Source organism: uncultured Microscilla sp. (genome assembly GCF_947493425.1).
Lineage (GTDB): Bacteria > Bacteroidota > Bacteroidia > Cytophagales > Microscillaceae > Microscilla.
Map to the genome: position 1 here is coordinate 53,988 of NZ_CANLRP010000013.1, position 23,498 is coordinate 77,485.

Here is a 23,498-nt window from a genome sequence, read left to right on the forward strand (position 1 = left end):
AGCGGCTAAAAGTCCCCATCCTATAAACGAAAATATCTCCATAATTGAAAAGTTAAAGTAGTGTGAAATAAACAAAGCCCTCAAGTTAGGGAAAATAGAGTTTTCTTGTCAAAAACAGGCATTGTATTTACATATCAAGGTATCCCATTTGCTCATTTTCTCCATTTCTCTAGCCATAGATGTTGGGTAAGCCAATTGCTGGTGTGCCGAACAAAAATGCTTTTAAGGGAGTTTACTAAGTCTATGAAGCTAAAAGAGTTAAGAAATACTCGTCCCCCCAAAGCATTGAAAAAGTATAGTCAAGACGAATATCAGGTAATATGGATTGGGGATTATTGGGATGCTCCCATGACAGGAATACTACAAATAGCTACACAATTTTTTTGGTTTGAACTCATCAAAGAAAACTGGACTCAGGATGATTGGTTCAGGCGATATGCCATTGTAGAGCTTTCAGCTGAGCAACTAGAGAGGGAGTGGCAGGTACACGAAGATTTTCAGCGGTATGTAGGTATTCACTGGGATGTAAATATGGTAAAACCCCCACCAGTATTTGTGGCAAATCAGCAAGATACTTTTTACGAAACCCACCAGGCATATATCAATTCCAATCCTTTTGAAAACAACGAAGTAGTGGGTTGGTTTGAGCGTTGAGTGTAGTTATAGCCTCAAGGTACGAGCGGCAAGCTTCAAGTTTTTTCTGAGCCTTTAGCTTTTTTTTATCTTGGTGTAGTTTTAGCCTTTTTTTGTCTGTTTGTAGGGGGCTTTTAGCCTTTAGCTTTTTTTGATCCTGGTGTAGCTTTAGCCTTTAGCTTTTTTTGATCCTGGTGTAGTTTTAGCCTTTAGCTTTTTTTTATCTTGGTGTAGCTTTAGCCTTTAGCTTTTTTTGATCTTGGTGTAGCTTTAGCCTTTAGCTTTTTTTGATCCTGGTGTAGTTTTAGCCTTTAGCTTTTTTTGATCTTGGTGTAGCTTTAGCCTTTAGCTTTTTTTGATCCTGGTGTAGTTTTAGCCTTTAGCTTTTTTTTGAGCTACGAAGGACTTTTAGCGTCGCTTTGCGCTCATTCGTAATTCGTAATTCTCAAATTCGTAATTTAGTCTGTAGACCATAGTCGCTTTGCGCTCATTCGTAATTCGTAATTCTCAAATTCGTAATTAGTCTATTCGTAATTAAAAAAATCACTTCTTCATTTGCTGCGCTACCAAATACCCAAACTGGTACAAGTGTTGGTGAAAGTGCTGTACACAACGTTCACGGATGTGATTGACGTGTAACAAGTGATACCGATCCATTTCGAGCAAACAATGCTTTTTTCCTTGAGTATAATAATAAATACCGTTGCGGTCCCAAAAATAGCGGACTTGCACCCCATAAATCATAAAGTCAACAAAAGGATCATCCAGCTTACCACTGCATCCAGTATGCTCACGCAGCGTCAGTAGCTCCACAAACAATACCCGTAAAGCTTGATCTGGAGGCATTGTTACTACATTTACCATCAGTTGGAAGGCAAGCTCTATATTGGCAGGTTGTTGGGTATAAATCAACGACCGTATTTTGTTTATTTGCTCATGGTCAGTTTTATCTTCGTCTTTAGCAGTCATAAGTAGTCAAAATTTTTTAGGTGCCAGCGACTGGATGTTCTTTAATAAGTAACCCTCACTTATCTTTTTCTTGTATTTGCAAATTAGAGAATAGCCATTAATACCACACAAAAAACAGAACAGCTAATGGCTAAACCCTACACAGAGAACAGAAAAACTAACCCTCAAACTTAAGCTTTTTATCCTTGAGCCCTCGCATTGCCTGCGTAAGCCCATCCAGCGTAAGCGGATACATTCTGTCTTTCATGATCTCCTTGATTTGTTCAATAGATGGGGTATACTCCCAGTACTTATGATCGGTAGGGTTGAGCCAGATGTAATTCGGGTAATTCTCCTTCAGGCGTTCTAGCCAAACCTTGCCCGATTCCTCATTATAATGCTCTACACTGCCATATTGTGCGGTTACTTCATAAGGTCCCATAGTAGCGTCGCCTACCAAAATCACCTTATAGTCTTTATTGTATTTATTGAAAATTTCATAAGTGGGAATGCGTTCTTCGTGACGACGGCGGTTGTCTTTCCAGACATATTCGTACAGACAATTATGAAAATAATAAAACTCAAGATGTTTGAACTCATACTTAGCAGCAGAGAAAAACTTCTCACACAAATGAATATAACTATCCATAGACCCTCCAATGTCAAACAAAATCAACACCTTCACATTGTTCTTCTTTACAGGTACCATTTCCAGGTCTAGCCAGCCCCCATTTTTAGAAGTTTTTTTAATGGTAGTATTAATGTCCAACTCATCCTGCACCCCCTCACGAGTCAATATACGCAATCGGCGCAAAGCCATCTTCATATTACGGGTGTTAAGCTCTACATTATCGTCCAGGTTTTTATAAGCACGCTTGTCCCACACCTTGGTTGCCCTTCCGTGTCGTCCCTCTTTTTGCCCTATACGTACCCCCTCAGGGTTGTAGCCATTGGCGCCAAACGGCGAAGTACCCATAGTACCTATCCAAGTGTTGCCCCCTTGGTGTCTTTCTTTTTGTTGCTCCATCAACTCTTTAAAACGTTCCATTAACGCTTCGAGCCCACCCATTGCCTCAATAAGAGCTTTCTCTTCTTCGGTAAAATCGCGTGCTCCCAAGTTCTCCAGCCACTCTTTCGGGATTTCTACCAACTGCTCGATACTTTGGTTGTGTACCCCTTGCATAAACAAACCAAACAGCTGATCAAACTTATCAAGGTTTTTCTCATGTTTGACCAATATAGACCTACTCAAGGCATAAAAATCATCTACATTATACTCAATGACTCCCTTGCTCAGTGCTTCCATCAAGGTCAGGTGTTCTCTCAGGCTTACAGGTAAACCATTGTTTCTTAGAAGGTAAAAAAAGTTGATGAGCATATTTTAGTGGGTTTAATATCAAACATTATCTATGCGGTGGTATAGCAAATACAGTCGTTGAATACTATTGTATAAACGAAGCTTTTGGCGCATTTCTGCAAAATATACATAACCTAATGAAAAGAAAAATTGTTGTAAGTGAAAAGCATTAGAGCGATGCCTGTTATGAGGTGGGGGCAGGAGGCGCTTTGAGTTCCAAAAACTTATGACACAGCTCTTTATCATAGCAATAATACTGATGCTTAATATTGCCTTGAGCATCTTTGGCAGCAAACTTTTGTAAATGAGTGGCAGGAACCGCCAGTTGGCATACCGAGCACAGTTCCCAACCACTTTCAAGGTTATTTACGCGACTCATCCAATATCGCTTTGGCTATTGCCAAATCTTCGGGGGTAGTAATTTTAATATTTTGGTACGATCCATTGATAAGGTGGACTGCGTGCCCGGCTTTCTCAAATACACTGGCGTCATCGGTCAGCTCAGGCGTTTCTTCTATTTCGTAAGCTGCTTTAATGGCGTTTACCCTAAAAGCCTGAGGGGTTTGCATTAGCCTGAAATTATCCCGGTTGATTGCCTTGGTGCCACCATCTGGTTGCACCTCACGAATAGAATCTTTAAGATCTACTGAGGCAATAGCACAGCCATTGTTAGACGCTTCTACGTGGCTGAGTGCAATGGTTTTGACAGCTACCAACGGACGAACTCCGTCATGAATAGCTACTGTGCTTTGCATACCAGGAGCTACATCGTCAGCATCGGCCTCAATAGCAGCCAACCCTTTCTTTACCGATTGAAAACGTGTTTTGCCACCTGCTACAATCTTATAGTCATAGTCAAAGCTGTGTTGACTCACGAGGTGTTTCCAGTAATCTATTTCGTCTTTGGGCAATACCAAGACAATTTTGATCAGGGGCGAAAAAAGGTAAAACCTTGAAATGGTATGCATCAAGATTGGCTTTCCAAGAATTTCGAGGAATTGTTTAGGAGTATCATTGTTCATACGGGTTCCGCTGCCACCCGCTACTATGAGTGCATATTTTGCCATAACTTCCAGAGATAGTTCAAAACATTTTTCAAAAGATAACGAAGGAATGGTGGAAAAATGAATACTTGCTTTTCCACTACTCCTCAAAGCAAATACAGGTAACCCTGGCTACTTTTGCTTGACCTATAAAGGTTGAAAAAATACGCTCAATATACAATGACTTGTAAATATTATTATAAAAAAAAGTGATTGGAATCTCCAATCACTTTTATTCATGAGAACTGTTTTTTCATAATGATTATAGTGTGCATAACATGGTAAAAGCATTTAACTTAAACCCATATCGTTTGATTACTTTCACCTACAAGACACACTTGTGGCTAAAAAGTAGTAGAGGGAGTAAAGATTTTTTTGTTTTTTTTCAATGCATTTCTTATGGTTTGTTGTAATGTGTTGATTTTTAGTGATTTATGTACCTAACGGCTCAACAGCTATATTTGATATATGCCCAAATATTTTTATATTGTTCTCTACTAATACTCAACAGATATAAGGGTTTAAAACACAATGATGCGTCGAATAGGTTATTATATATACATAGTATTTAAAGTGCCTGTTGACATCATCTCCTTACAAGAAAACGCGCAAATTTTCATGATAAAAATTCGTTTTAAACATATAGGGTTGTTATTCATTATTTTATGTCAAATGTCTTGTCGTAAGGCAGAAGATACTACCCCTGCCAACCCGCCTTTTTCGTTGAACACCCCCGATCACTTTGGGAATAGCTTTGTAATACCCAACGATAACCCCACTACCCAAGCTGGCGTAGACCTGGGGAAACATTTGTTTTTTGACAAACGTATTTCTTCTACCAATCAAGTGTCTTGTGCCTCTTGTCATCAGCCTGCCAAAGCTTTTACTGATGGCAAAGCAGTAAGCACTGGGATAAACGGACGCACTACCAGCCGAAGTGCCATGTCGTTGGTCAACTTGCTATGGGTAGATCGTTTGTTTTGGGATGGTCGGTCAAAAACTCTCGAAGAGCAAGCTCTTTTGCCTATACAAGACGAGCGCGAAATGGGGTTGACTTTGGAAGAACTCACCACAAAATTACAGGCTTTGCCCGAATATGTGACCAGGTTTAAACAAGCGTTTGGCACTGAAACTATCTCGGCTGACCTGGTGGCAAAAGCCTTGGCGCAATTTCAACGTACTTTGATTTCAGCTGGCTCAAGGTATGATAAAATAGCCAGAGGAGAAGTACAGCCCACTGCCAGAGAGCAGCGTGCCATTGATTTGTTTTTTACCCATCCAGAGCCTGCTGCGCCTATTCCTTTGCGAGGGGGCAATTGTGGCGATTGTCACGGGGGAAATCTCACCACTTTGAACACTTTTCATAACAATGGGCTAGAGGTGGTACCTAAAGATTTAGGCTTGGCAGTGGTAACAGGGCAGGCAAGCGATCAGGGCAAAATGCGGGCGCCTTCGCTCAGAAATATTGCCCTGACGGCACCTTATATGCACGATGGCAGGTTTAACACCTTGGAAGAAGTGCTGGATCATTACAATGAACACATAAAGGCTGCGCAAAACCTTGATCCTTTGATTACGGCTGCCAGCAACGAAGTGCAAGGCAAAACGCTGGCTTTGACTACACAAGAAAAGGCAGATATTGTTTTTTTTCTGAAAATGTTGACTGACTCTGCCTTCGTTCAAAATCCAGCTTTTCAAAATCCTTTTGAGCAGTAAAAATATACACAATATTGTACCGAAAACTATAGATTATGGAAACACACAAGATTGTTACAAAAAAAGGAATGATTTATTATGATGAGCCTCTGAATGCGTTGGTGGCTTTGTGGAATGACCGATTTATGCTGCAGGGCGAATACCGCGAAACTATGGAGCAAGTGCTAGAGTTGATGAAATCTACTGGGGCCTCCAGTTTTATTACCGATGTGCGTACTTCCAAGGTACTTTCGCGCGATCAGCAAGAGTATCAAATCAATGAAATGTTTCCAAAGTTTATCAGAGCTGGGCTCAAAAGGTCGGCCTATGTAGTACCCAAAGATGTATTTGTACAGTCGGCTATAGGCAGAGCCGAGCAAGAGCTCAGAAAATATGTAGATGTACAAAAGTTTAAAGACTTAGAGTCTGCCAAAGATTGGGTGCGTGAAGAAAGCATTAGAGAAACTCAAGAGGCAAATAATAAGCCTGAAGGCACCGACACCGAGTAGTCAATCACCTGAAAATTAACATCAAAAAAGTGAAAAACTTATGTTACATGTAGATAAAAATTTTTTTCTCTCAAAACAACAGGCAGAAGAGTACTTGAATGGTAAAATACTCGCCGTAATTACAGAGTATACCATTTTTAAATTAGACCTCTTGCGTGACCAGGTAATGTTTAGATGCTTGCTCAATCAACATACATTCAGTGTTTTTTTTGAAGCATTACAAAACGAAATTAATGCGTCAGACGAAGACTTGCAACAGTTTTTTTTAGATGCCCTTATTACCTACTGTGCCATCAATATAGAAGGAGAAGAAAAACGTGCCTATCCTATAGGCGAATTTAATAACAATGATGAACTGCTGGACTGGTTTTTAGTCTGGAAGTCATGCTCAAAAGAAGAGCGCATTGATTTTATCGAAAACACCTAATATTTATATCACAGGGTGGGCAAGTATTTATTTACCCGCCCTGTTTTTATTAGAGCCTGTTTGGAATTTCGTTTTTGAGAGTTTTTGTGATGAATTTGCTGTCAGGATGCGTTAAATTTTGAGCCAATAGTTCTGGAATCCCGAACTTGATTCGGGGCAGCGCTATTGGGGATAACCGATGGCTACAGCTTTGCTGTGCCGAGCTCTGCGAAGCTAAATTTAACAAAATACTGACAGTCAAAGTCGCGCAAGGGTTCCAAAGGATGAAGTCCAAACAAGCTCTTATTATTCCTAAATACTCCCTTTATTCATCAACATTGCTTCGCCGTTCACGGCTTCTTTCCCATCTTCCTTATTTACTATCGATGTACTTATCACTGCCCGGTGTTTTTCGCGGTTTATGTCGGTTACTTTAAACACTGCTTCATATTCTTTGTTAACGAACATAGGTCTGCGGAACTCCATGGTTTGCTTCATATAAATGGTGCCTTCACCTGGAAATAGGGTGCCAAAAACTTTGGAAAAAATGCTGCCAGCAAGAAAGCCGTGCATAATAGGCTGAGAAAAGGGAGTGTTGGCCGCATAGTCTGCATCTAAGTGAAGCGGGTTTTTGTCTCCGGTAACTTCAGCAAATTTGATTACATCGTCTTGAGTAAAAGAAAAAGAGTGACGGTACTCTTCGTTTTGCTCGATCATAAGTTTTTTGTTTGAGATCAGATAATATTCGTAAAGTACAATACTATGTCTATTTGATTTAAAAATCAACCTTACATGGGATAAATACAATTCACCCTTGTAATAATAGTATCAATTATTCAGTATAATAGTTGGTAGAAGTTTTTTTTAGATATTTTTTTTATATTTTGAGCATAATCTTACATTTGTCTTGCAGACTCACATAAACTCGATTACTATGGATAGTACAAAAAATTTCTTTGATGCCTGGGTAAATACCCAAACCCAACTGGTAGATAGCATTGTAGACACCTCTAAAAAAATTCAAGAATCTTTTAACAAACAAGATGGCGGTAGCCAACAAGCTAGTGATGTGTATTCTAATTGGTTTCATCAACAAAAAGATGCCATGGATACTATGCTTGCTGAGATAAAAAATAAAGTAGGAGATGTTACTCCTGAATTTTTACAAGAGTGGGTTTCGACACAGCAAAAGTTTACAGAAAACTGGATGACTGTGGTAAAAGAAGCCACCGAAAATTTTAGCAATGAAAACGCTGGTGACAAGCACTTGGGAAACATCAAAAAGGTGTATGAACAATGGAACAGCATCTATAACCAACTCACCTCGCAGTTTGGCAAACCCTTTTCTCAATCAAGCTATGTTCCCGGAGATTTTACAAAAGATACTTTTGGTGGGTTTGTAGACAGTTCGCGTGCCTATATCAAGATGTTTGAAATATGGCAACCCATCCATAAAATGATGCAAAGTAATACCATGGGAGTTGATTCGCTCCACAAAATGGTAGACATGAGCAAGTACCAATCAGTATTTGATTCGGTGTTTCATTTTATGAATCCAACCAAAGCCAACATGATTGTAGAGCAAGGGCAAAAAATTGCTGAAATGATCAAAGGCATGACTCAAGGATTGTTCAATGATCCGATGCAGCAAATTGCCAAGATGATGCCTAATGGATTGATGGATAAGAATTTCAATGTGTTGGCTGATTTGAACTATCAGTTTACCGACCAATTCTACAAATTTAGCAATCCTTATTTTACGATGATTCCTCCAAGTCGTGAAAAAGAGATTTTAGCCATTATGATGCGTGTACACGAAAAGCACGTCAAATACTACATCAAGTCGGTAGAAATGCAAAACCTGGTATACGTGACCGGACAAAAATCTATTGAGAAGGTAGTAAAAGACCTGGCAAATCGTATGTCAGAAAGTACCGACCCTGTTACTTATGATGAGTTTTATAGCCAATGGGTAAACACCCTTGAAGATGATATGATTGAGTTGTTTGCAGGCAATGCTTTCTCTAAAATTCAAGGAGATTTATTGCAAATAGGCCTACAGATCAAAACCGACCTCGACAAGCAAATGGAACACTACCTGGCGCCATTGCCTGTAGTGCCTCGTTCAGAAGTAGACGAAATGAACGCAACTATCAAAGAATTGAAAGATAGAGTGCAAAGCTTGGAAAAAGCGTTGGAAACCAAAGCTAAAGCACCCAGAGAAACTGCTAAGAAAAAACCCGCAGCACAAAAAGCTACTGCAGCCACCAAAAAACCTACGAGTGCGGCAAAATCCACTAAATAAGTGCGTTTAGCCATCGCAAAACATCAAAGGGGAATTAATTAATGATTCCCCTTTTTTTTAATATGTTGAGTAAGTGTGCATAATTTATTCGTAATATTACTTGTATTAGTCATAAACAATATTTAAACTATCAATACAACAATGGAAAATCAAGTTGGTGACCTATTCCAAAAAATTAATGATACTACCAGCAAACTAGTGAAAGGTTATGAAGTTTTTAATTCGCTGGATGAGGTACAAATCGGAACAGCTGCTAAAGAGTTGGTATGGTCTAAAGACAAAATAAAGCTTTACCATTATACCAGAGAAGATAAACCTACCTGCAAAACCCCTCTTGTAATTTCTTATGCATTGATTAACCGTTATTATATGATGGATCTCCAGCCAGACCGAAGCCTTATTCGCAAGCTGGGTTCATTGGGCATAGATATTTATGTAATTGATACTGGTTATCCTACCCGCAATGACCGATATATCACGATGAATGACTACATCAATGTGTATATTGATGGAGCGGTAGATTTTGTCTGCGAAACCCACAACATAGACAAGGTTAACTTATTGGGTGTATGTCAGGGAGGAACCTTTTCTACGATTTATAGCGCATTGCATCCCGAAAAGGTCAAAAATCTGATTACGATGGTTACACCTATTGACTTTTCTACCGATGACGGTTTATTGTTTAAATGGTCGCGTGATATGGACGTAGACGCCATTGTAGAGGGGTTTGGAGGTTTGGTGCCGGGCACTTTCCTTGATATGGGCTTTCAGCAACTTAAGCCTATGCTCAAAGTGCGCAAACAAAAGAATTTGATGGATATGCTAGACGATGAGCAAAAAATCATGAACTTTATGCGTATGGAAAAGTGGATCAATGACCAGCCCGACCAGGCAGGCGAAACTTACCGCCAGTTTATCAAAGATTTATATCAACAAAACAAATTGGTAAAAGGCGAGTTGGTGGTAGGAGGGGATAAGATAGACCTTAAAAAGCTTACTTCGCCATTGCTTAATATTTATGCGGCGGCTGACCACTTGGTACCTCCAAGCTCTACCATTCCGTTGAACGACTTGGTAGGATCAAAAGACAAGAAGTTGTATGAGTTTCCGGGCGGACACATTGGAGTATTTACCGGACGTCGTTCGCAAAAGGAACTGAGCCCAACCATTGCCGAGTGGTTGAAAGAAAGAGATTAGGTAAGCATTTATTATTGCAATACTCCGCAGTGATTTTAGTCAAAGTTATCAGTTATTTATGAATTTAAAAACTATTTAATTGGGTGTTTAGGCGTAAAACAGAAACCCTTTTAAAAATAAAGTGAGTAAGCAATCTTAATATACGCCACTGGTTTACAGTATTTAACAAGGTGAACATTTACTCGAATCAGCTATGGACTATCGACTAAATACTATGGACTATTGTTATTGTCAAATATATTCAAAGCCTCGCAAAATAAATGATTATTTTGTGAGGCTTTTTTTGTGAATAGTTGAGATAACCGATGGAAGTATTAGAAATTGTATTGCTGATGATAGCCTACAGTGTTATTATTCTTGCCTTATTTATGGAATTGATTTGTTACAAAAGAAACATGGAGTTTATTGAAACAATTTATTTCACAGTGGCATTACTTCTCTTAATTATTAGCCTTACGGCAGATGCCTTTTTAGTGCCTGTTCCAGTGACAAACTTCTCTACGTTGTTATGCATGATTTTGATAGGGCTTACTACCCCTTTAAATGCATTGGCAGAACGTAAACATAATGTACCACTGAGATATAAAAAACTGCTGGTGGTGGTGTCGATTAGCCTGGCTTTGCTGGTTGTAGCAGGGTATTTTCTCAATATATTAGATAAACTGCAATATTTGGTGGTAGTGTTTATGGGAAGTGCAGTGGTTTTATCTATGGTTTTGGTCAAAAACACCTCTCCCAGATTTCAGGTGGCTCATCAGGAAAAAACAGACCGATACTTTGCCAATATATGGCTTGTTTTTATGCCATTGTTGCTAATGGCTGACTACATCTCAACACTCAATCATATTGGCACAAAAATAGGCTTTACCTTGCCAGTAGTTTTTATTATGCTGGCGGGCAATAAGTTGTGGAACGACGTAAAACGCTTGTCGTTGTTTAAACCTGATGTAACAACCAAAGAGCAAAACCTGCGCAACTATGCCTTGACAAAACGTGAGCAAGAAGTAGCTCTACTATTACTCAAAGGACACACCTACAAACAAGTAGCAGAGCAGTTATTTATATCTATGCCTACCGTAAAAACCCATGCATCGAATATTTACAAAAAATGTGGAGTCAATAGTAAGACAGAGCTTGTTGTGCTGATAAGTCATTGATTAACAATGCTTTGTTTTGATATAACACCCTACTCATACTTTTGTATGATTTATCAATCAGCCTGTTTTTTCATACCAATGCCCGATTGTGTTCATTATTTTTCTTGCACATTATTGCATCATTATCAAAAATGCAACAAAGACAATGAAACAATTATTTTTAATGACCTTGCTAATGTTTTATTCACTTAAAGCATTGGCTCAGCAAGACACGCTTGTTCCTAAGGCAAACCAAAGACTTGATTTTGCCACTACATACTTTGAGTTGGGGATGGGTTTTTCGCCTGCTTTTACTGGCAAACAATTGGTAAATAATCAAAGCATTCCATTTGAGCACTCAGCCTCAGCAAACCCTTACTTCAATTGGGGTGGGTTTCATTTTTGGGGACATGGAGAGTTTTATGTAAGCTTTCCTCTAGGTCAGTTAGATTTTTCGCCCAATGATAAAAACAAAGCAAAGCTTACGCATTCGGTAGCCACTGGAGCAAGGTTTTTTCCTTGGAAATACCAACCCAACAAGTTAAGACCTTATGTAGGCGTCAGTTGGTCGGCTTTAGATTTTAAACAAAAAATTGAAAATGAAGACAATCCTGTGTTGTCCAAAGACTTTATGTGGGTACCCGAAGCTGGCTTGTTGTATGGCCATGGTAGTTTTTCGTTGAGGGTTGGAGTGAGCTATTTTCATGACAATAAATGGACTTACCCAGTAAGTAAAACCAGACTGGAAGAAATCACTACGCCCAGGTTTAGAGTGCAAGCAGGCTTGGTTTATTCTTTTGAAGGAAGTAAAAACAACTCTGCTGAGTTGAATAAAAAGTGGAACAGTTATAAAACTATATCTAAGCCAGGGGCAGGCGCCACTCATTTTGGTGATTTTTTTATGGGGGTAGGTCCTTCCACCTCTTTTTCTTTGGCAAAGTCTAACTATAACCAGGCTTTACTTCCTTACCTGAAAAATAAAATGACTTCGGAGCCTTATTTTGACATTGCTTTGGGGTATCAATTCAACAAGGCAGGTATGTTTTGTGCTTTGTCTTTCCGAAACCCTATATTTACCACTAGTGGCTACGGTACTAACCAAACTATTAAAAAAACTTCGTTGGCTGTTGAAGTGAATAAGTTTCTCACCGATTACTCTGGGTTTGTGCCTTATGTGGGGCTCAATGTTGCTTACGACCATTTGATGTATACCGAAGAAACCACTCAAGGCAGTAAAAAACAGACCTTTGCGAAAATAGAGCCAGGGTTAACTATAGGTTGGGACATACTGCCAGGCAAAACAGATGAATATTTGATTTTAAGAACCAATTTGCGTTGGTATCCATTATCTAGCTTTGAGATAGAAGGCAAAAAATTTGATTTTAGCCAACTAGAGTATAACCTCATTCAGCTAGTGTTTTACCCTGGTAGATACTTAAGGTGGAAGAAAACCAAGACTAAGCGTTGATAGTGACATACACGTTAATCTACCCATTCAAAACCGTACACTAATTTTTTACTACTAATCCTTATATAGAGTTTAATTTTATCAGTCTCAAAAGTGCTTGAAAAACAGCGTCTTTACTTTCCGCCTTAGTTTGTGGGCGTTAAGAAATTTGAGCAATGAAGCCGTAAAAACAGATCACTGACCGAGGAACGAGGGAACGTTTGAGCTGTTTCGGCGTAATGAAACAAATTTTAGCCAAGCAAACTACAGCGGTGGCTTTTTTTGGTTCGTTTTTTTAGCTAAAGAAAAAAATGAACGGATGCCTGAGGGAAACGAAACCAGGTTTTATTCTACAACTCAGCAGATTAACAGCTCTTTTTACGCTGTAAAACCATCAAAAAAATCAAGACTTATCTGCTATAAAAAAGTGTACGGTTTCAAAATCTACCCAAACAAAAACCCTCCTGTCATACAATAACGGTCTTGCGGGAGGGTTTGAATGATTCTTATTTTTTCCCAAAACCATCTAAATACATGTGAACCCTTTTTCGCGCCTCATTGGTTGACATGCTACTGCTTTTTGCCAAGGCTTGTACGTCTTTTCCAGTACGATTGGCAAACCAATGAATATGTGCCTTATAAAGTCCTTTGTCCAGTGCTTCAGTAAAACTCTTTTTTTCGTCGGGCTTCTCAGGGTTTATCCATACTGCAATGCCTTTCTCTTTTTTCTTCAGGGTTGCCTTTTTTTCTTTCTTACTCTCTTCGTAGCGACTGTCCAGGTAACTTTTCACCTCTTTGTAGTCAAGTTGTGCCAGGTGTTTGGGTACGCCTTTGAGCGCATCGTTGGTGGTAACGATCAGCGTAATTCTGGCAATCTTAAAATTACGTTTGCCCGATTTTTTATTGATCGTCCAATGTCCATCCAACCTGAGTTTTTGAATATCTGTTCCTTGCAAAGGAATAGAGTCTTTGCTTGAGTTAAGGTAATATAACTTACTTTCCAGTTTTTGAGCGTCTTGCTTTACTAGCGGTTTATTGGCACGAATGGGCGAGACTTGGTAAGGAGTCAATTTGCCGCTTCTGATGCCTTCTAGTAGCTCTTCTGCCAACACCCCTTTTGCTTCTTTTGCTTGGTAAAAGGCTTTATTTTCTGCATCTGTAAGGGGGAGCTTGTAGCTGATAGTAGTGCGATAATTTTCGAGGTCAACCCTCACAAAACCAGGGTACCATATCTCGGTTTGCACCGCACGGTAGTCTTTACCCCTGAGCCTTGCCAACATAGGCAAAGGCAAGCCAATGGAACGAGGAATAATAGAGGCAAATTTACGTTGTTTTAATGCCTTAGTTACTGGCCATTGTACGGTAGGGTCTTCGGGCGATTGCCAAAAGGCCTTGAGTGCTTCGTATGTATGCAGTGGCAGCGAAGCATTGTAGGCATTATCAAGGTGTTTTTTTGCCTCATCGTATTTAAAAAGCAAGCCCAATACTTTGCCTTTGGCTTTGATAATGATAGACATCGCTTTGATGTCAAACTGATTTTTGTCAGGGTAATAATCTTCGTGCAGCTCCAGTGTATTAAAATCACCACTTGTGATTTTATCTTTGCCAAAATTTTTACTAAAGCCCTGCAAATTAGCCATAGATACCGCCTGGGTAGCATCGCCAAACTTGCCTGTATAAAAATAAGCCGTCAATTTTTTATCCTTCATTCCCTCCAGCAGCACCGTTCTAAAGTCGTTACAACAAGGAGTGTATGCAGTATTAGGGTATTTATCGAGCTTAATCACCCGCCAGAGTTTTTTTTGGGCAAAACCCTGAAATACACAGCTAACCAAGAGTAAAGTGGTGAACAATAATTGTTTTCGCATTTTTGATAATAAGTTTTTGTTCAAGTAGAGTATCCTCCAAAATACTAAATACTCAGGAATCTACATTGTTATTTTGAGAAAAGATGCAATAGGGTGGAAGTGCTGCTTTTTTATAGGGCAATGTGTAACATTTTACAAGCAATAAGAGTATAAGCCATCAGTTTGTAAAACTAAATTTTTAAAAATAAAATGGCAAAGAAAAAGAAAAAAGCGCAGGCAAGCCCTGCCCCTGCCGACCCAAACTTGCAAAGTATTGCACATCAGTCGCGCACCACATTGTTTACCCGAAAGGTAGTATCTAAAAAAGCATACAAGCGTAAGCCCAAGCACAAAAATAGCCGTGATTGGGCTTCTTTTTTGCCTTCTGCCTTCTATTTGTCCTTGGCAGCATAGCCTTTTTTTTATTGTTGTAGCTTCATTATTTTTTGCCCCACCGACCCCTGCTCACCTAATCGTGCCATTCCAAAAAAAACCTTGAGTACCAACCCTGGGCTAGACACTATGCGGGCTTTATCGGCTATGTTTTTATCACGCGCATCGATAGCACTTCCCCATTCACTATCAGGTAATAACGCGAGGCTTAGGGCAAACTTCCAGGCACCATTGCGGGCAAGTTGCATGCTGAAATCAGTTACCAGTTCATCTACTTTGCCGGTTATTTTGAGCAACCACCTGAACGTAGGCCAGATGTCCGCCAAATCGTCTTGAACTTCGTGTACCAGCGACGACAGCACCTCATTTATTTTGTTAAAATCGGTTTTTAAGTCATCAATGCGATGCCCCTTAGACACCTCAGCAGCCGCTATGCCCAAGTCAAGGTTAATTGCGCATTCATTCCCATAAGTAGGTGTTGCAGCACTATAGGCCAATAGCGCGACGCCATAGCAAAAGCCCTCTGCCACGATTGGGTGACTTGTTGCCCGTTGTTGTATGCCTCGTAAGCTGCAAGGTAGCGGTTGGCAAAAATCACATCTAACTTTTCCATTCTTGCCCCATCTTCAAAAAAGTTTTGGGCAATGCCTTCCTTTACTTTGATGGTCACTTTTTGGTACAAAGAGGCAAAGTATCCCAAAGGGCTTTTGGTTTGTTTAGAAATATTGATAATATCATCTAATTGGGTAATGACTTCGTCTATAGTGGTTGCTTTCATAGATTGTGTGTATGGAGTATGTTATTTTACCAGAACATTTGCCTTGGACAAAGCCTTTGTTAGCTTTTGTTGATTGGTCGCTGAAAAATGGCTGCATAAAAAACGCTGAGTGGCGGATTGTGTTTTCACTTCTACTATATCACCTTCTGGTTTTTTGTCATGAAAGATATAAATTTTGCGATCTATTGTCCATTATTTATGTATTGGTCAAACTATGATAAATCTTGATGCATCACCTTAACGCCTACGCACCCTGGGTGTAATCATACGGTTACCCATATTTACGGGCACATTCTGAAACTCTGCCTGGGTTTTTACCTGCCCCAGCGCATTGTGGGTCATCGCATTTGACTCAGTGCTTTCTTCGGCAGGGGTTTGGGTGGCTTGGGGTGTTTTTACCGTGGTATGGCGAAATTTTTCGGGCATTTTTTTACCCTTAAGTGGGCGTGAGGTTGGTTTGTTTTGTCTGAAAACTTTACGTAAATGCTTATTTTTTTGCTTTAACAAAGCTTGCTCATTATGGGCAGCTTCAGTATTTTGTTGGCTTTGCGCCAATGCCACCTTGTGATCAACAATTTGAACCTGCAACAGTGCTAACTGTTTTTGTAGTTCGCCGTTTTTGTTGCGTAGTTCTCTGGCTATTTCTTCCGATGCTTCTTGGATTTGTTGCAGACTGGTATTTTGTTCCTCCAGTTTTTTGCCTTGTTGCTGCAGTTGCTGTACCTCTGCCTGTAAGCTTTGGGTTTGCTGTTGCCAATGGTCGTTTTGTTTGGCTAGAGCCTCATTTTGCTTTTGTAAATGCTCTATTTGTTGCTGGAGCGCTTGTTTCTCCTGAGCCGTTTGTTCCTGAAAACTTTTGAGTTTGTTTTTAAATAAAGCCATAGGTTATGTTATTTAGATGGTTGATAAATATTAGTCCATAGTGCTGGTAGGGGCAAGCCTCAAGCAAAAAGTCGCAAGTTACACCCTAGCGTGAGCATAGGTACTTAATATTACATGGATAATTTGTAGATGTTGTGTTAAATGCGATTATGAACCTTAAACAAGCTCTAAGTAAAACTACAAAAATAACCTAATCCACTGAATTTCGTCTCTGACCGTTGTACTTCTTCAAAAAATAGTTCCGTAGCTAAGGCTACGCAAAGATTTTTTTCATTGTCCAACAAACAGATACTGCCTTCTTTTGGATTACTTTATTTTTTCCATTTTACTATATAAAAAGCCTTACCAACTTTCGGGCTAGAAAGTAAGCAAGGCTTTGGTGAACTATAAAATAAGTGGTATTTACATTACCTGCTTAAGAACAAATTACGTTCGCTGTATACCTTTTCAAACTCCTCGTCCTGAAGGTCTTTGATAAAATAAATAGCTTCTCCGGTAGACTTCATCTCTGGACCTAGTTCCTTATTTACATTCGGGAACTTATTAAAAGAGAATACCGGAATCTTGATGGCATAACCTTGTCCTACGGGCACAAACCACGACGTAGCCGATTTGTCAAGGTCAAAGTCTGCCAACTTCTTATCACCCAACATGATCTTAGTTGCATAATTGATGTAAGGAGTTTTGTACGCCTTACAAATAAACGGCACAGTACGCGATGCCCTTGGATTAGCCTCAATCACATATACATCGTTGCCCTTGATGGCAAACTGAATATTGATAAGCCCTACCGTATCCAGCGCCAGTGCAATCTTTTTGGTATACTGCGCAATCTTTTCCATCAACAATGGACTCAATGAAAATGGCGGCAGTACTGCGTGCGAATCTCCTGAGTGAATACCAGCCGGCTCTATGTGCTCCATAATACCAATGATATACACATTTTCGCCGTCACAAATAGCGTCAGCTTCTGCCTCAATTGCCTGCTCAAGAAAATGATCCAACAAAATCTGATTGTCAGGGAAATAGTTCAACACATCTACTACGTGCTCTTCCAGTTCTTGCTCATTAATTACGATTTTCATCTTGTTGCCTCCCAACACATAAGATGGGCGAACCAACAATGGGAAATCCAGCTTTTTAGAAAGCTCAAGGGCTCCCTCAGCAGTACTCACCGAGCCAAACTCAGGGTAAGGAATATCGTTTTCTTTGAGCAAAGTAGAAAAACTGCCACGATCTTCGGCAAGGTCGAGTGCCTTGTAAGAAGTACCAATGATAGGAATGCCGTAACGGTCTAGTTTTTCGGCAAGTTTAAGCGCTGTTTGCCCCCCTAGCTGAACAATGACTCCTTCTGGTTTTTCGTGCAGAATAATGTCATAAATATGCTCCCAGAACACAGGCTCAAAATACAACTTATCAGCAATGTCAAAGTCGGTAGATACTGTTTCAGGGTTACAGTTGATCATAATGGCTTCATAACCCGCCTCCTTTACGGCAAGCACCCCGTGCACACAGCAATAGTCAAACTCAATGCCTTGACCAATTCGATTAGGGCCTGAGCCCAAAATAATGATTTTCTTTTTGCCTGGGGTTACCTCCGACTCATTTACATTGTCAAAAGTATCGTTGGCATCTCCGCCCTCAAACGAGGCATCGAGCGATGTACCAAAAGTAGAATAGTAATAAGGGGTTTTTGCCTCAAACTCAGCTGCACAAGTATCTACTTGTTTGTATACCCTGCGAATACCCATTTCTGCCCGTTTTTGGAACACATCGCTTTCCAGGCAACCCAACAAGTGGGCAATCTGACGATCGGCATAGCCTTTTTGCTTGGCTTCTTGAATGAGTTTGGCAGGCACATTGTCCAAGGCATGTTTTTGGATGACTTTATCCAGCTTTGCCAGCTCTTCTATCTGATACAAAAACCAATCATCCATTTTGGTCAGCTTCTTAATAGTACGGAAGCTAATGCCCATAGTAAAGGCGTCTTTGATATGGAAGATGCGGTCACTGCTAGGGTTTTCAAGGCTATCTAATACCTCTTGTTGGTTGGTCAGTTCCTTGCCGTCAGCCCCCAGCCCGTTGCGTCGGTTTTCCAACGATTGACAAGCCTTTTGTAATGCCTCCTGAAAGTTGCGCCCAATGCCCATTGCCTCACCTACTGCCTTCATTTGCAGCCCAAGCTTGGTATCGGCTCCCTGAAACTTCTCAAAGTTCCAGCGTGGTATTTTTACAATTACATAATCAATGGTAGGCTCAAAATAAGCCGAAGTCGTCTTGGTTACCTGATTTTTCAACTCATCGAGGTTGTAACCAATGGCAAGCTTAGCCGCGATTTTGGCAATAGGGTACCCAGTGGCTTTAGAAGCCAACGCTGACGAACGCGAAACCCTTGGGTTGATCTCAATCACGATGATATCGTCATTTTCAGGGTTTACCGCAAACTGAATGTTACAGCCTCCGGCAAATTGCCCAATACCATTCATTGTTTTGATTGCCAGGTTACGCATTGCCTGATAGTGTTTGTCAGACAGCGTCATGGCTGGTGCTACGGTAATAGAGTCCCCAGTGTGGATACCCATAGGGTCTACATTCTCAATAGAGCAAATAATGATCACGTTACCCGCACTGTCGCGGAGCAATTCCAGTTCAAACTCTTTCCAACCCAAAATACTCTGTTCAATCAACACCTCGTGAATGGGCGATGCTGTTAAACCACGGGTAAGTGCCTTATTAAACTCTTCTTCGGAGTGGACAAAACCACCCCCATAACCACCCAGTGTATACGAAGGGCGAATCACCAAAGGAAAGCCTACATCCTGAGCAATTTCTTTTCCTTTAAGAAAAGATGTGGCGGTTTTACCTTTACACACATTGGCGCCAAGCTCGTGCATACGCAAACGAAACCGCTCTCGGTCTTCGGTAGTTTCTACTGCATTTATATCTACCCCAATAATCTCTACATTGAACTTCTCCCACACGCCTGCTTTTTGGCAGTCAATGCACAGGTTCAAGGCTGTTTGTCCACCCATTGTAGGCAATACAGCGTCTATGTCGTGTGCTTCGAGAATCTCAATGATAGACTTTTTCTTAAGCGGTTTAAGATATATATGGTCCGCAATACTCGGATCAGTCATAATCGTTGCCGGATTAGAGTTGATAAGAGTAACCTCTATGCCTTCTTCCTTGAGAGACCGGGCAGCCTGAGAGCCAGAGTAGTCAAATTCGCAAGCCTGACCGATCACAATAGGTCCTGAACCTATGATCAATACAGATTTAATATTGGTATTTTTGGGCATTACTAATATTAATTGATGTACTAAAATGATGATGCTTAAAATTGCACAAAATTATAGAAACTAAACTTTTTATAACAAGGCTTGTCTGATTTTTCTCATGTTATTTTTTAACACCCTGAATATAAGCATTATATGAACAGGGGTTAGAAGGAGAGACTATGTAGATATTCAACTGTTTTTAACTTGAGTATGGGCTATCTCTGGTAAAAATGAGTGGCCTGCCCCAAAGAAATGAATTGGGTTAGGTGATTATTTTTCCTTTACCTCTTTCAATAAGAGTAAAACTAAAGGAATACAAAACAGACCAAATGAAACAGTTATTTTTAATTTATTGCCTCACCATTGGCATCTGTACTTTACAAGCGCAAAGTTTAACCAAGGGCAGTAGAACAGATAGTCTTAAATGCCGCAGGATAGAAGTTGACAGAAAAAAAACTTATCAGATAAGTCAAAGCGTAGTGGTGTGCGATACACTCATTATGCATGATAAATCTACCCTTAAAATAGTAGGAAGTGAAAAATTTACTTTGTATGCCCGCTATGTAAAAATAGGGCGCAGGTGTGTGATGGATGCCAGCGGAGCCAATGGCACTGCGAGAAGTTTGGACGGGAAAGTGGGGATTCAACTGTTGGTTCAGATGAATATTTATGCCTTAGGTGACTTGTTGATTAATACCAGTGGTGGCAACGGGTACAAGTCACGGTATTACCCAAAAGGAAGCGATGAGCAAGAACAGATTAAACTGGGAGGCAGTGGTGGAGACATTCACTTTACGTATTATTCACCTATAGTAATTACCCAAAGTGAACGAAAACGTAGCAAAGCTACTATTAGGTGTCATACCAAACCTGGTGCTTCACGTTTGCCACCTTATATGTCTGGTGTTCGAGCCAGTTGTGCTACTGCTCCCAATAATTTGTTTATGCACCACACTTTGCGTGTCACTCCTGGCCAAACTACCCTTGGGCGTACCCAAAAAAGTAAAGATGCCAAGCATCAAATGATAAAATTATATGAAGGCAAAGTTACCTTTCTTAGAGTGGAGCAATCCCTCGAGTTTTGATTAAGGGAGTAGCAAATAGACAGTACTTAAGGCTTTGTTTGCCTCTGTATCAGTAGTATACAGGGGTAAAGCTCTTTATAAATCAACTTATTACGTCTTTATGTCCACTTTTTGCCCCAATCTTTTTATTTGAAACATTTGAGATGACTAAAATAAATTTGATACCTTCGTATTGAAATTTAGCTCAAATAGGATGTTGTAGTAGGTGTAAGGTATTATTTCTTTGTATGCCCAATCTTACAGCACTGCCCTACCTTTTCTCTAAAATACTGTCCTCGCCTCGGTTGTGTGTTTTCACCAACCGATTAGAACCTTAAAATAAGGCACCGATTTACATTGGTATCTAGGGACTCGTAAACTCAGTTGTGGGGACACAAATCAGGACGAAAAATGGTAGAGTATTACAGCACTGTCAATCAATACAACCAAAGTATAAATATAAAGAAGCCCATGATTCTTTCAGGAAAGGAAATTCAACGAAATTTAGGCACTAAAATACATATTGATCCCTTCGATGAAAATCGATTAAATCCTAATAGTTATAACTTGCGCTTGTCTGATGAACTAATGGTATATGAAGACAGCGAACTGGACATGAAAAAACCTCACAAAACCAAGAATCTGAAGATTCCTGAAGAAGGTTTTTTGATGGAAACGGGTAAGCTATACTTAGGCAAAACCATTGAACATACCCAAACCGATTATTTTGTGCCTATGCTAGAGGGACGCTCTTCGGTAGGACGTTTGGGGTTATTTGTACACGTAACGGCAGGTTTTGGCGATGTAGGTTTTAGTGGATACTGGACCTTAGAAATGTTTTGTATTCATCCAGTACGTATTTATGCTGGAGTAGAAATTTGCCAAATATATTTTCACTCGGTAGAAGGAGCCTATGAGCTTTATCTGAAGAGTGGCAAGTATCAAAATAACACTGGCATACAGCCAAGTTTGCTATACAAAGATTTTGAGAAAAAGGGTTTAAAATAAAAAGTATTCCTTTAAACATACTATGGCAACAAATATTAAAATAGGCGTCATCAATGTGTCAGATAGAGCCAGTAAGGGAATTTATGAAGACATTCCGGGCAAGGCAGTAGTGAGTACCCTCAACGAGTACCTGGTGTCGGAGTGGACGCCTGTGTACCAGGTTATTCCTGATGAACAGGATCAACTAGAGGCAGCCTTCAAAGAGATGGCAGATAGTGAGGGGTGTTGTTTGATTGTGACTACAGGAGGAACCGGACCCGCCAAACGCGATGTGACTCCGGAAGCCACCGAAGCAGTTTGTCAGAAAATGATGCCAGGTTTTGGAGAGTTGATGCGGCAGGAAAGCCTGAAGTATGTGCCTACGGCTATTTTGTCACGCCAAACTGCGGGCATACGCAACCATACATTGATTGTAAACCTACCAGGTAAACCCAAGGCTATCCGGGAGTGCTTAGACGCCGTTTTTCCGGCAATTCCTTATTGTATAGATTTGATAGAAGGCCCTTATCTAGAGTGCAACCCAGAGGTTGTCAAGGTTTTCAGACCTAAGTCTTCTTAAGTACCAATGGCTAAATGCACTACATTGACATTTAGCCATTGATCAATTTCTTAACTATCAACTTTATAATTACCTTAAAACCAGTGTCTTACCCTCTGACTAATAAATTTGTAACTTACTGAAAATAAGTATACTATGAATTTGTTAGTTACTTATAGAATAGCTCGCCCCCCTGTTGGAGCTTCTAAGTAATGGAGTACTATAAAATTGATGGTAGTTGGTAAAACAAGAAATAAAGGTAAGTTACCGTGTGGTTTACTCTCCTGTATTTTCTTTGTTTGCGTTATTCTTACCTTCCAGGGGAAACTTTTTCAAGTGATCGGACTTGCGCTGGAAGTGAAAGAATATCTTAGACTCTATCTTTTTCTCAAAAAATGCTGGAAATAAAAATTGTTTGATTCTTTTTCCTTCATATATCATTTCCATCTCTTCTAGCTCTGTGCGGGGGTTAGCCCTGAGCCAGTCAAGATAGTAAGTACCCCCGTTCAGGTATTTAAGGTCAGTAATAGAAAACTCTATTCCAGCTTCCCATAGTTTTTGGTAAACTGTAACGACTCTTGGTTTTCGGGTCTTTTTCTTCATAGCAAAAATTTTATTTATTTAGGATTCATCAATATGCTGAACTTGAACAGTATAGAACAAAAAGCTCGCTGGTTAGTTAATGTATTGATAATCAGTGATTTATAATATTTATTTGTCTTGTTTTGGAACACTGTATTCCCATTTTGGGATACGAACCTATCAGCTTTTATTCATTTGGTAGCCTCAGGAAAAATAAACAATAATACAGTAAGTGTATTCCAAGAGGTAGCGTATGGCAAAAGGTTATGTGATCCTTGGGCAGGTATTTCCTCAATACCTATAAATGATACACTCAAGCAAGTTGGACACAGGATAACGCGACGCATAGCTTTACTAAACAAGCATTACGCAAAGTATCTTGGAAGTTAAATTTCTGGATTTTGAAATGGGTTGGAAGTGATGTGCGGGTCAAAGAGAATGAATGAATGATG

Annotated in this window: 21 protein-coding genes and 1 pseudogene; 12 read left to right on the forward strand and 10 right to left on the reverse strand. The window is 40.0% G+C overall.

Annotated elements, in window-relative coordinates; translation table 11 throughout:
• Positions 1-243: 243 nt before the first annotated feature.
• Positions 244-654 (forward strand): hypothetical protein, encoded by a 411-nt coding sequence (locus Q0954_RS06025; protein ID WP_299454933.1) that lies wholly within the window; start codon positions 244-246, stop codon positions 652-654.
• A gap of 522 nt (positions 655-1,176) precedes the next feature.
• Here the strand turns inward: Q0954_RS06025 and Q0954_RS06030 are convergent.
• The 4 genes from Q0954_RS06030 to Q0954_RS06045 form a co-directional block, all read right to left on the reverse strand.
• Positions 1,177-1,602 (reverse strand): hypothetical protein, encoded by a 426-nt coding sequence (locus tag Q0954_RS06030; RefSeq protein WP_299454935.1) that lies wholly within the window; start codon positions 1,600-1,602, stop codon positions 1,177-1,179.
• Positions 1,603-1,759: 157 nt separating this feature from the next.
• Entirely contained in the window at positions 1,760-2,959 is a 1,200-nt protein-coding gene (locus tag Q0954_RS06035) for a VWA domain-containing protein (RefSeq protein WP_299454936.1), read from the reverse strand.
• A 163-nt stretch (positions 2,960-3,122) separates the two neighbouring features.
• Positions 3,123-3,317 (reverse strand): hypothetical protein, encoded by a 195-nt coding sequence (locus tag Q0954_RS06040; RefSeq protein WP_299454939.1) that lies wholly within the window; start codon positions 3,315-3,317, stop codon positions 3,123-3,125.
• Entirely contained in the window at positions 3,301-4,005 is a 705-nt protein-coding gene (locus Q0954_RS06045) for a 2-C-methyl-D-erythritol 4-phosphate cytidylyltransferase (protein WP_299454941.1), read from the reverse strand. The genes Q0954_RS06040 and Q0954_RS06045 overlap by 17 nt, the downstream gene beginning before the upstream one ends.
• Positions 4,006-4,512: 507 nt before the next feature.
• Between Q0954_RS06045 and Q0954_RS06050 the strand changes: the two genes are divergently transcribed.
• From Q0954_RS06050 to Q0954_RS06060, 3 genes are read left to right on the forward strand one after another with little or no spacing between them, the layout of a single operon-like run.
• Entirely contained in the window at positions 4,513-5,697 is a 1,185-nt protein-coding gene (locus tag Q0954_RS06050) for a cytochrome c peroxidase (protein ID WP_299454943.1), read from the forward strand.
• 35 nt (positions 5,698-5,732) lie between these two features.
• Positions 5,733-6,185, forward strand: a complete 453-nt coding sequence (locus tag Q0954_RS06055; protein ID WP_299454945.1) for a hypothetical protein — start codon at positions 5,733-5,735, stop codon at positions 6,183-6,185.
• Positions 6,186-6,225: 40 nt separating this feature from the next.
• Positions 6,226-6,612 (forward strand): hypothetical protein, encoded by a 387-nt coding sequence (locus Q0954_RS06060; RefSeq protein WP_299454947.1) that lies wholly within the window; start codon positions 6,226-6,228, stop codon positions 6,610-6,612.
• A gap of 291 nt (positions 6,613-6,903) precedes the next feature.
• Here Q0954_RS06060 and Q0954_RS06065 read toward each other — a convergent pair whose 3' ends face one another.
• Positions 6,904-7,308 (reverse strand): MaoC family dehydratase, encoded by a 405-nt coding sequence (locus Q0954_RS06065; RefSeq protein WP_299454950.1) that lies wholly within the window; start codon positions 7,306-7,308, stop codon positions 6,904-6,906.
• Between the two features lie 217 nt (positions 7,309-7,525).
• Here Q0954_RS06065 and Q0954_RS06070 point away from each other — a divergent pair, with 217 nt between their 5' ends.
• The 4 genes from Q0954_RS06070 (at position 7,526) to Q0954_RS06085 (ending at position 12,697) form a co-directional block, all read left to right on the forward strand.
• Positions 7,526-8,896 carry a poly(R)-hydroxyalkanoic acid synthase subunit PhaE gene (locus tag Q0954_RS06070; RefSeq protein WP_299454953.1) on the forward strand — a complete coding sequence of 457 codons (1,371 nt, stop codon included), beginning with the start codon at positions 7,526-7,528 and terminating at the stop codon, positions 8,894-8,896.
• 141 nt (positions 8,897-9,037) lie between these two features.
• The gene (gene phaC, locus Q0954_RS06075) at positions 9,038-10,093 is read left to right on the forward strand and encodes a class III poly(R)-hydroxyalkanoic acid synthase subunit PhaC (protein ID WP_299454956.1); all 1,056 of its coding nucleotides are present in this window, start codon (positions 9,038-9,040) and stop codon (positions 10,091-10,093) included.
• 305 nt (positions 10,094-10,398) lie between these two features.
• Positions 10,399-11,250, forward strand: a complete 852-nt coding sequence (locus Q0954_RS06080; RefSeq protein WP_299454958.1) for a LuxR C-terminal-related transcriptional regulator — start codon at positions 10,399-10,401, stop codon at positions 11,248-11,250.
• 145 nt (positions 11,251-11,395) lie between these two features.
• The gene (locus tag Q0954_RS06085; RefSeq protein WP_299454960.1) at positions 11,396-12,697 is read left to right on the forward strand and encodes a hypothetical protein; all 1,302 of its coding nucleotides are present in this window, start codon (positions 11,396-11,398) and stop codon (positions 12,695-12,697) included.
• 485 nt (positions 12,698-13,182) lie between these two features.
• On the opposite strand, the gene Q0954_RS06090 is transcribed toward Q0954_RS06085, so the two are convergent.
• Positions 13,183-14,544 (reverse strand): hypothetical protein, encoded by a 1,362-nt coding sequence (locus Q0954_RS06090; RefSeq protein ID WP_299454962.1) that lies wholly within the window; start codon positions 14,542-14,544, stop codon positions 13,183-13,185.
• Between the two features lie 189 nt (positions 14,545-14,733).
• Here Q0954_RS06090 and Q0954_RS06095 point away from each other — a divergent pair, with 189 nt between their 5' ends.
• Positions 14,734-14,937 carry a hypothetical protein gene (locus Q0954_RS06095; RefSeq protein WP_299454965.1) on the forward strand — a complete coding sequence of 68 codons (204 nt, stop codon included), beginning with the start codon at positions 14,734-14,736 and terminating at the stop codon, positions 14,935-14,937.
• Between the two features lie 8 nt (positions 14,938-14,945).
• Here Q0954_RS06095 and Q0954_RS35050 read toward each other — a convergent pair.
• The 3 genes and pseudogenes from Q0954_RS35050 to carB form a co-directional block, all read right to left on the reverse strand.
• Positions 14,946-15,694 (reverse strand): annotated as a pseudogene (locus tag Q0954_RS35050) (DUF5995 family protein).
• 237 nt (positions 15,695-15,931) lie between these two features.
• Entirely contained in the window at positions 15,932-16,576 is a 645-nt protein-coding gene (locus tag Q0954_RS06110; protein WP_299454973.1) for a hypothetical protein, read from the reverse strand.
• A 407-nt stretch (positions 16,577-16,983) separates the two neighbouring features.
• Positions 16,984-19,875, reverse strand: coding sequence for a carbamoyl-phosphate synthase large subunit (gene carB / locus Q0954_RS06115; protein WP_299454976.1), 2,892 nt, complete (start codon positions 19,873-19,875; stop codon positions 16,984-16,986).
• 308 nt (positions 19,876-20,183) lie between these two features.
• On the opposite strand from carB, the gene Q0954_RS06120 reads away from it, so the two are divergent.
• The 3 genes from Q0954_RS06120 (at position 20,184) to mog (ending at position 22,485) form a co-directional block, all read left to right on the forward strand.
• Entirely contained in the window at positions 20,184-20,939 is a 756-nt protein-coding gene (locus Q0954_RS06120; protein WP_299454978.1) for a hypothetical protein, read from the forward strand.
• 450 nt (positions 20,940-21,389) lie between these two features.
• Positions 21,390-21,926, forward strand: a complete 537-nt coding sequence (gene dcd, locus Q0954_RS06125; protein ID WP_299455002.1) for a dCTP deaminase — start codon at positions 21,390-21,392, stop codon at positions 21,924-21,926.
• Positions 21,927-21,948: 22 nt separating this feature from the next.
• Complete coding sequence (gene mog, locus Q0954_RS06130) at positions 21,949-22,485, forward strand: molybdopterin adenylyltransferase (RefSeq protein ID WP_299454981.1); 537 nt, start codon at positions 21,949-21,951, stop codon at positions 22,483-22,485.
• A 255-nt stretch (positions 22,486-22,740) separates the two neighbouring features.
• On the opposite strand, the gene Q0954_RS06135 is transcribed toward mog, so the two are convergent.
• Positions 22,741-23,067, reverse strand: a complete 327-nt coding sequence (locus Q0954_RS06135) for a hypothetical protein (RefSeq protein WP_299454984.1) — start codon at positions 23,065-23,067, stop codon at positions 22,741-22,743.
• Positions 23,068-23,498 lie beyond the last annotated feature (431 nt).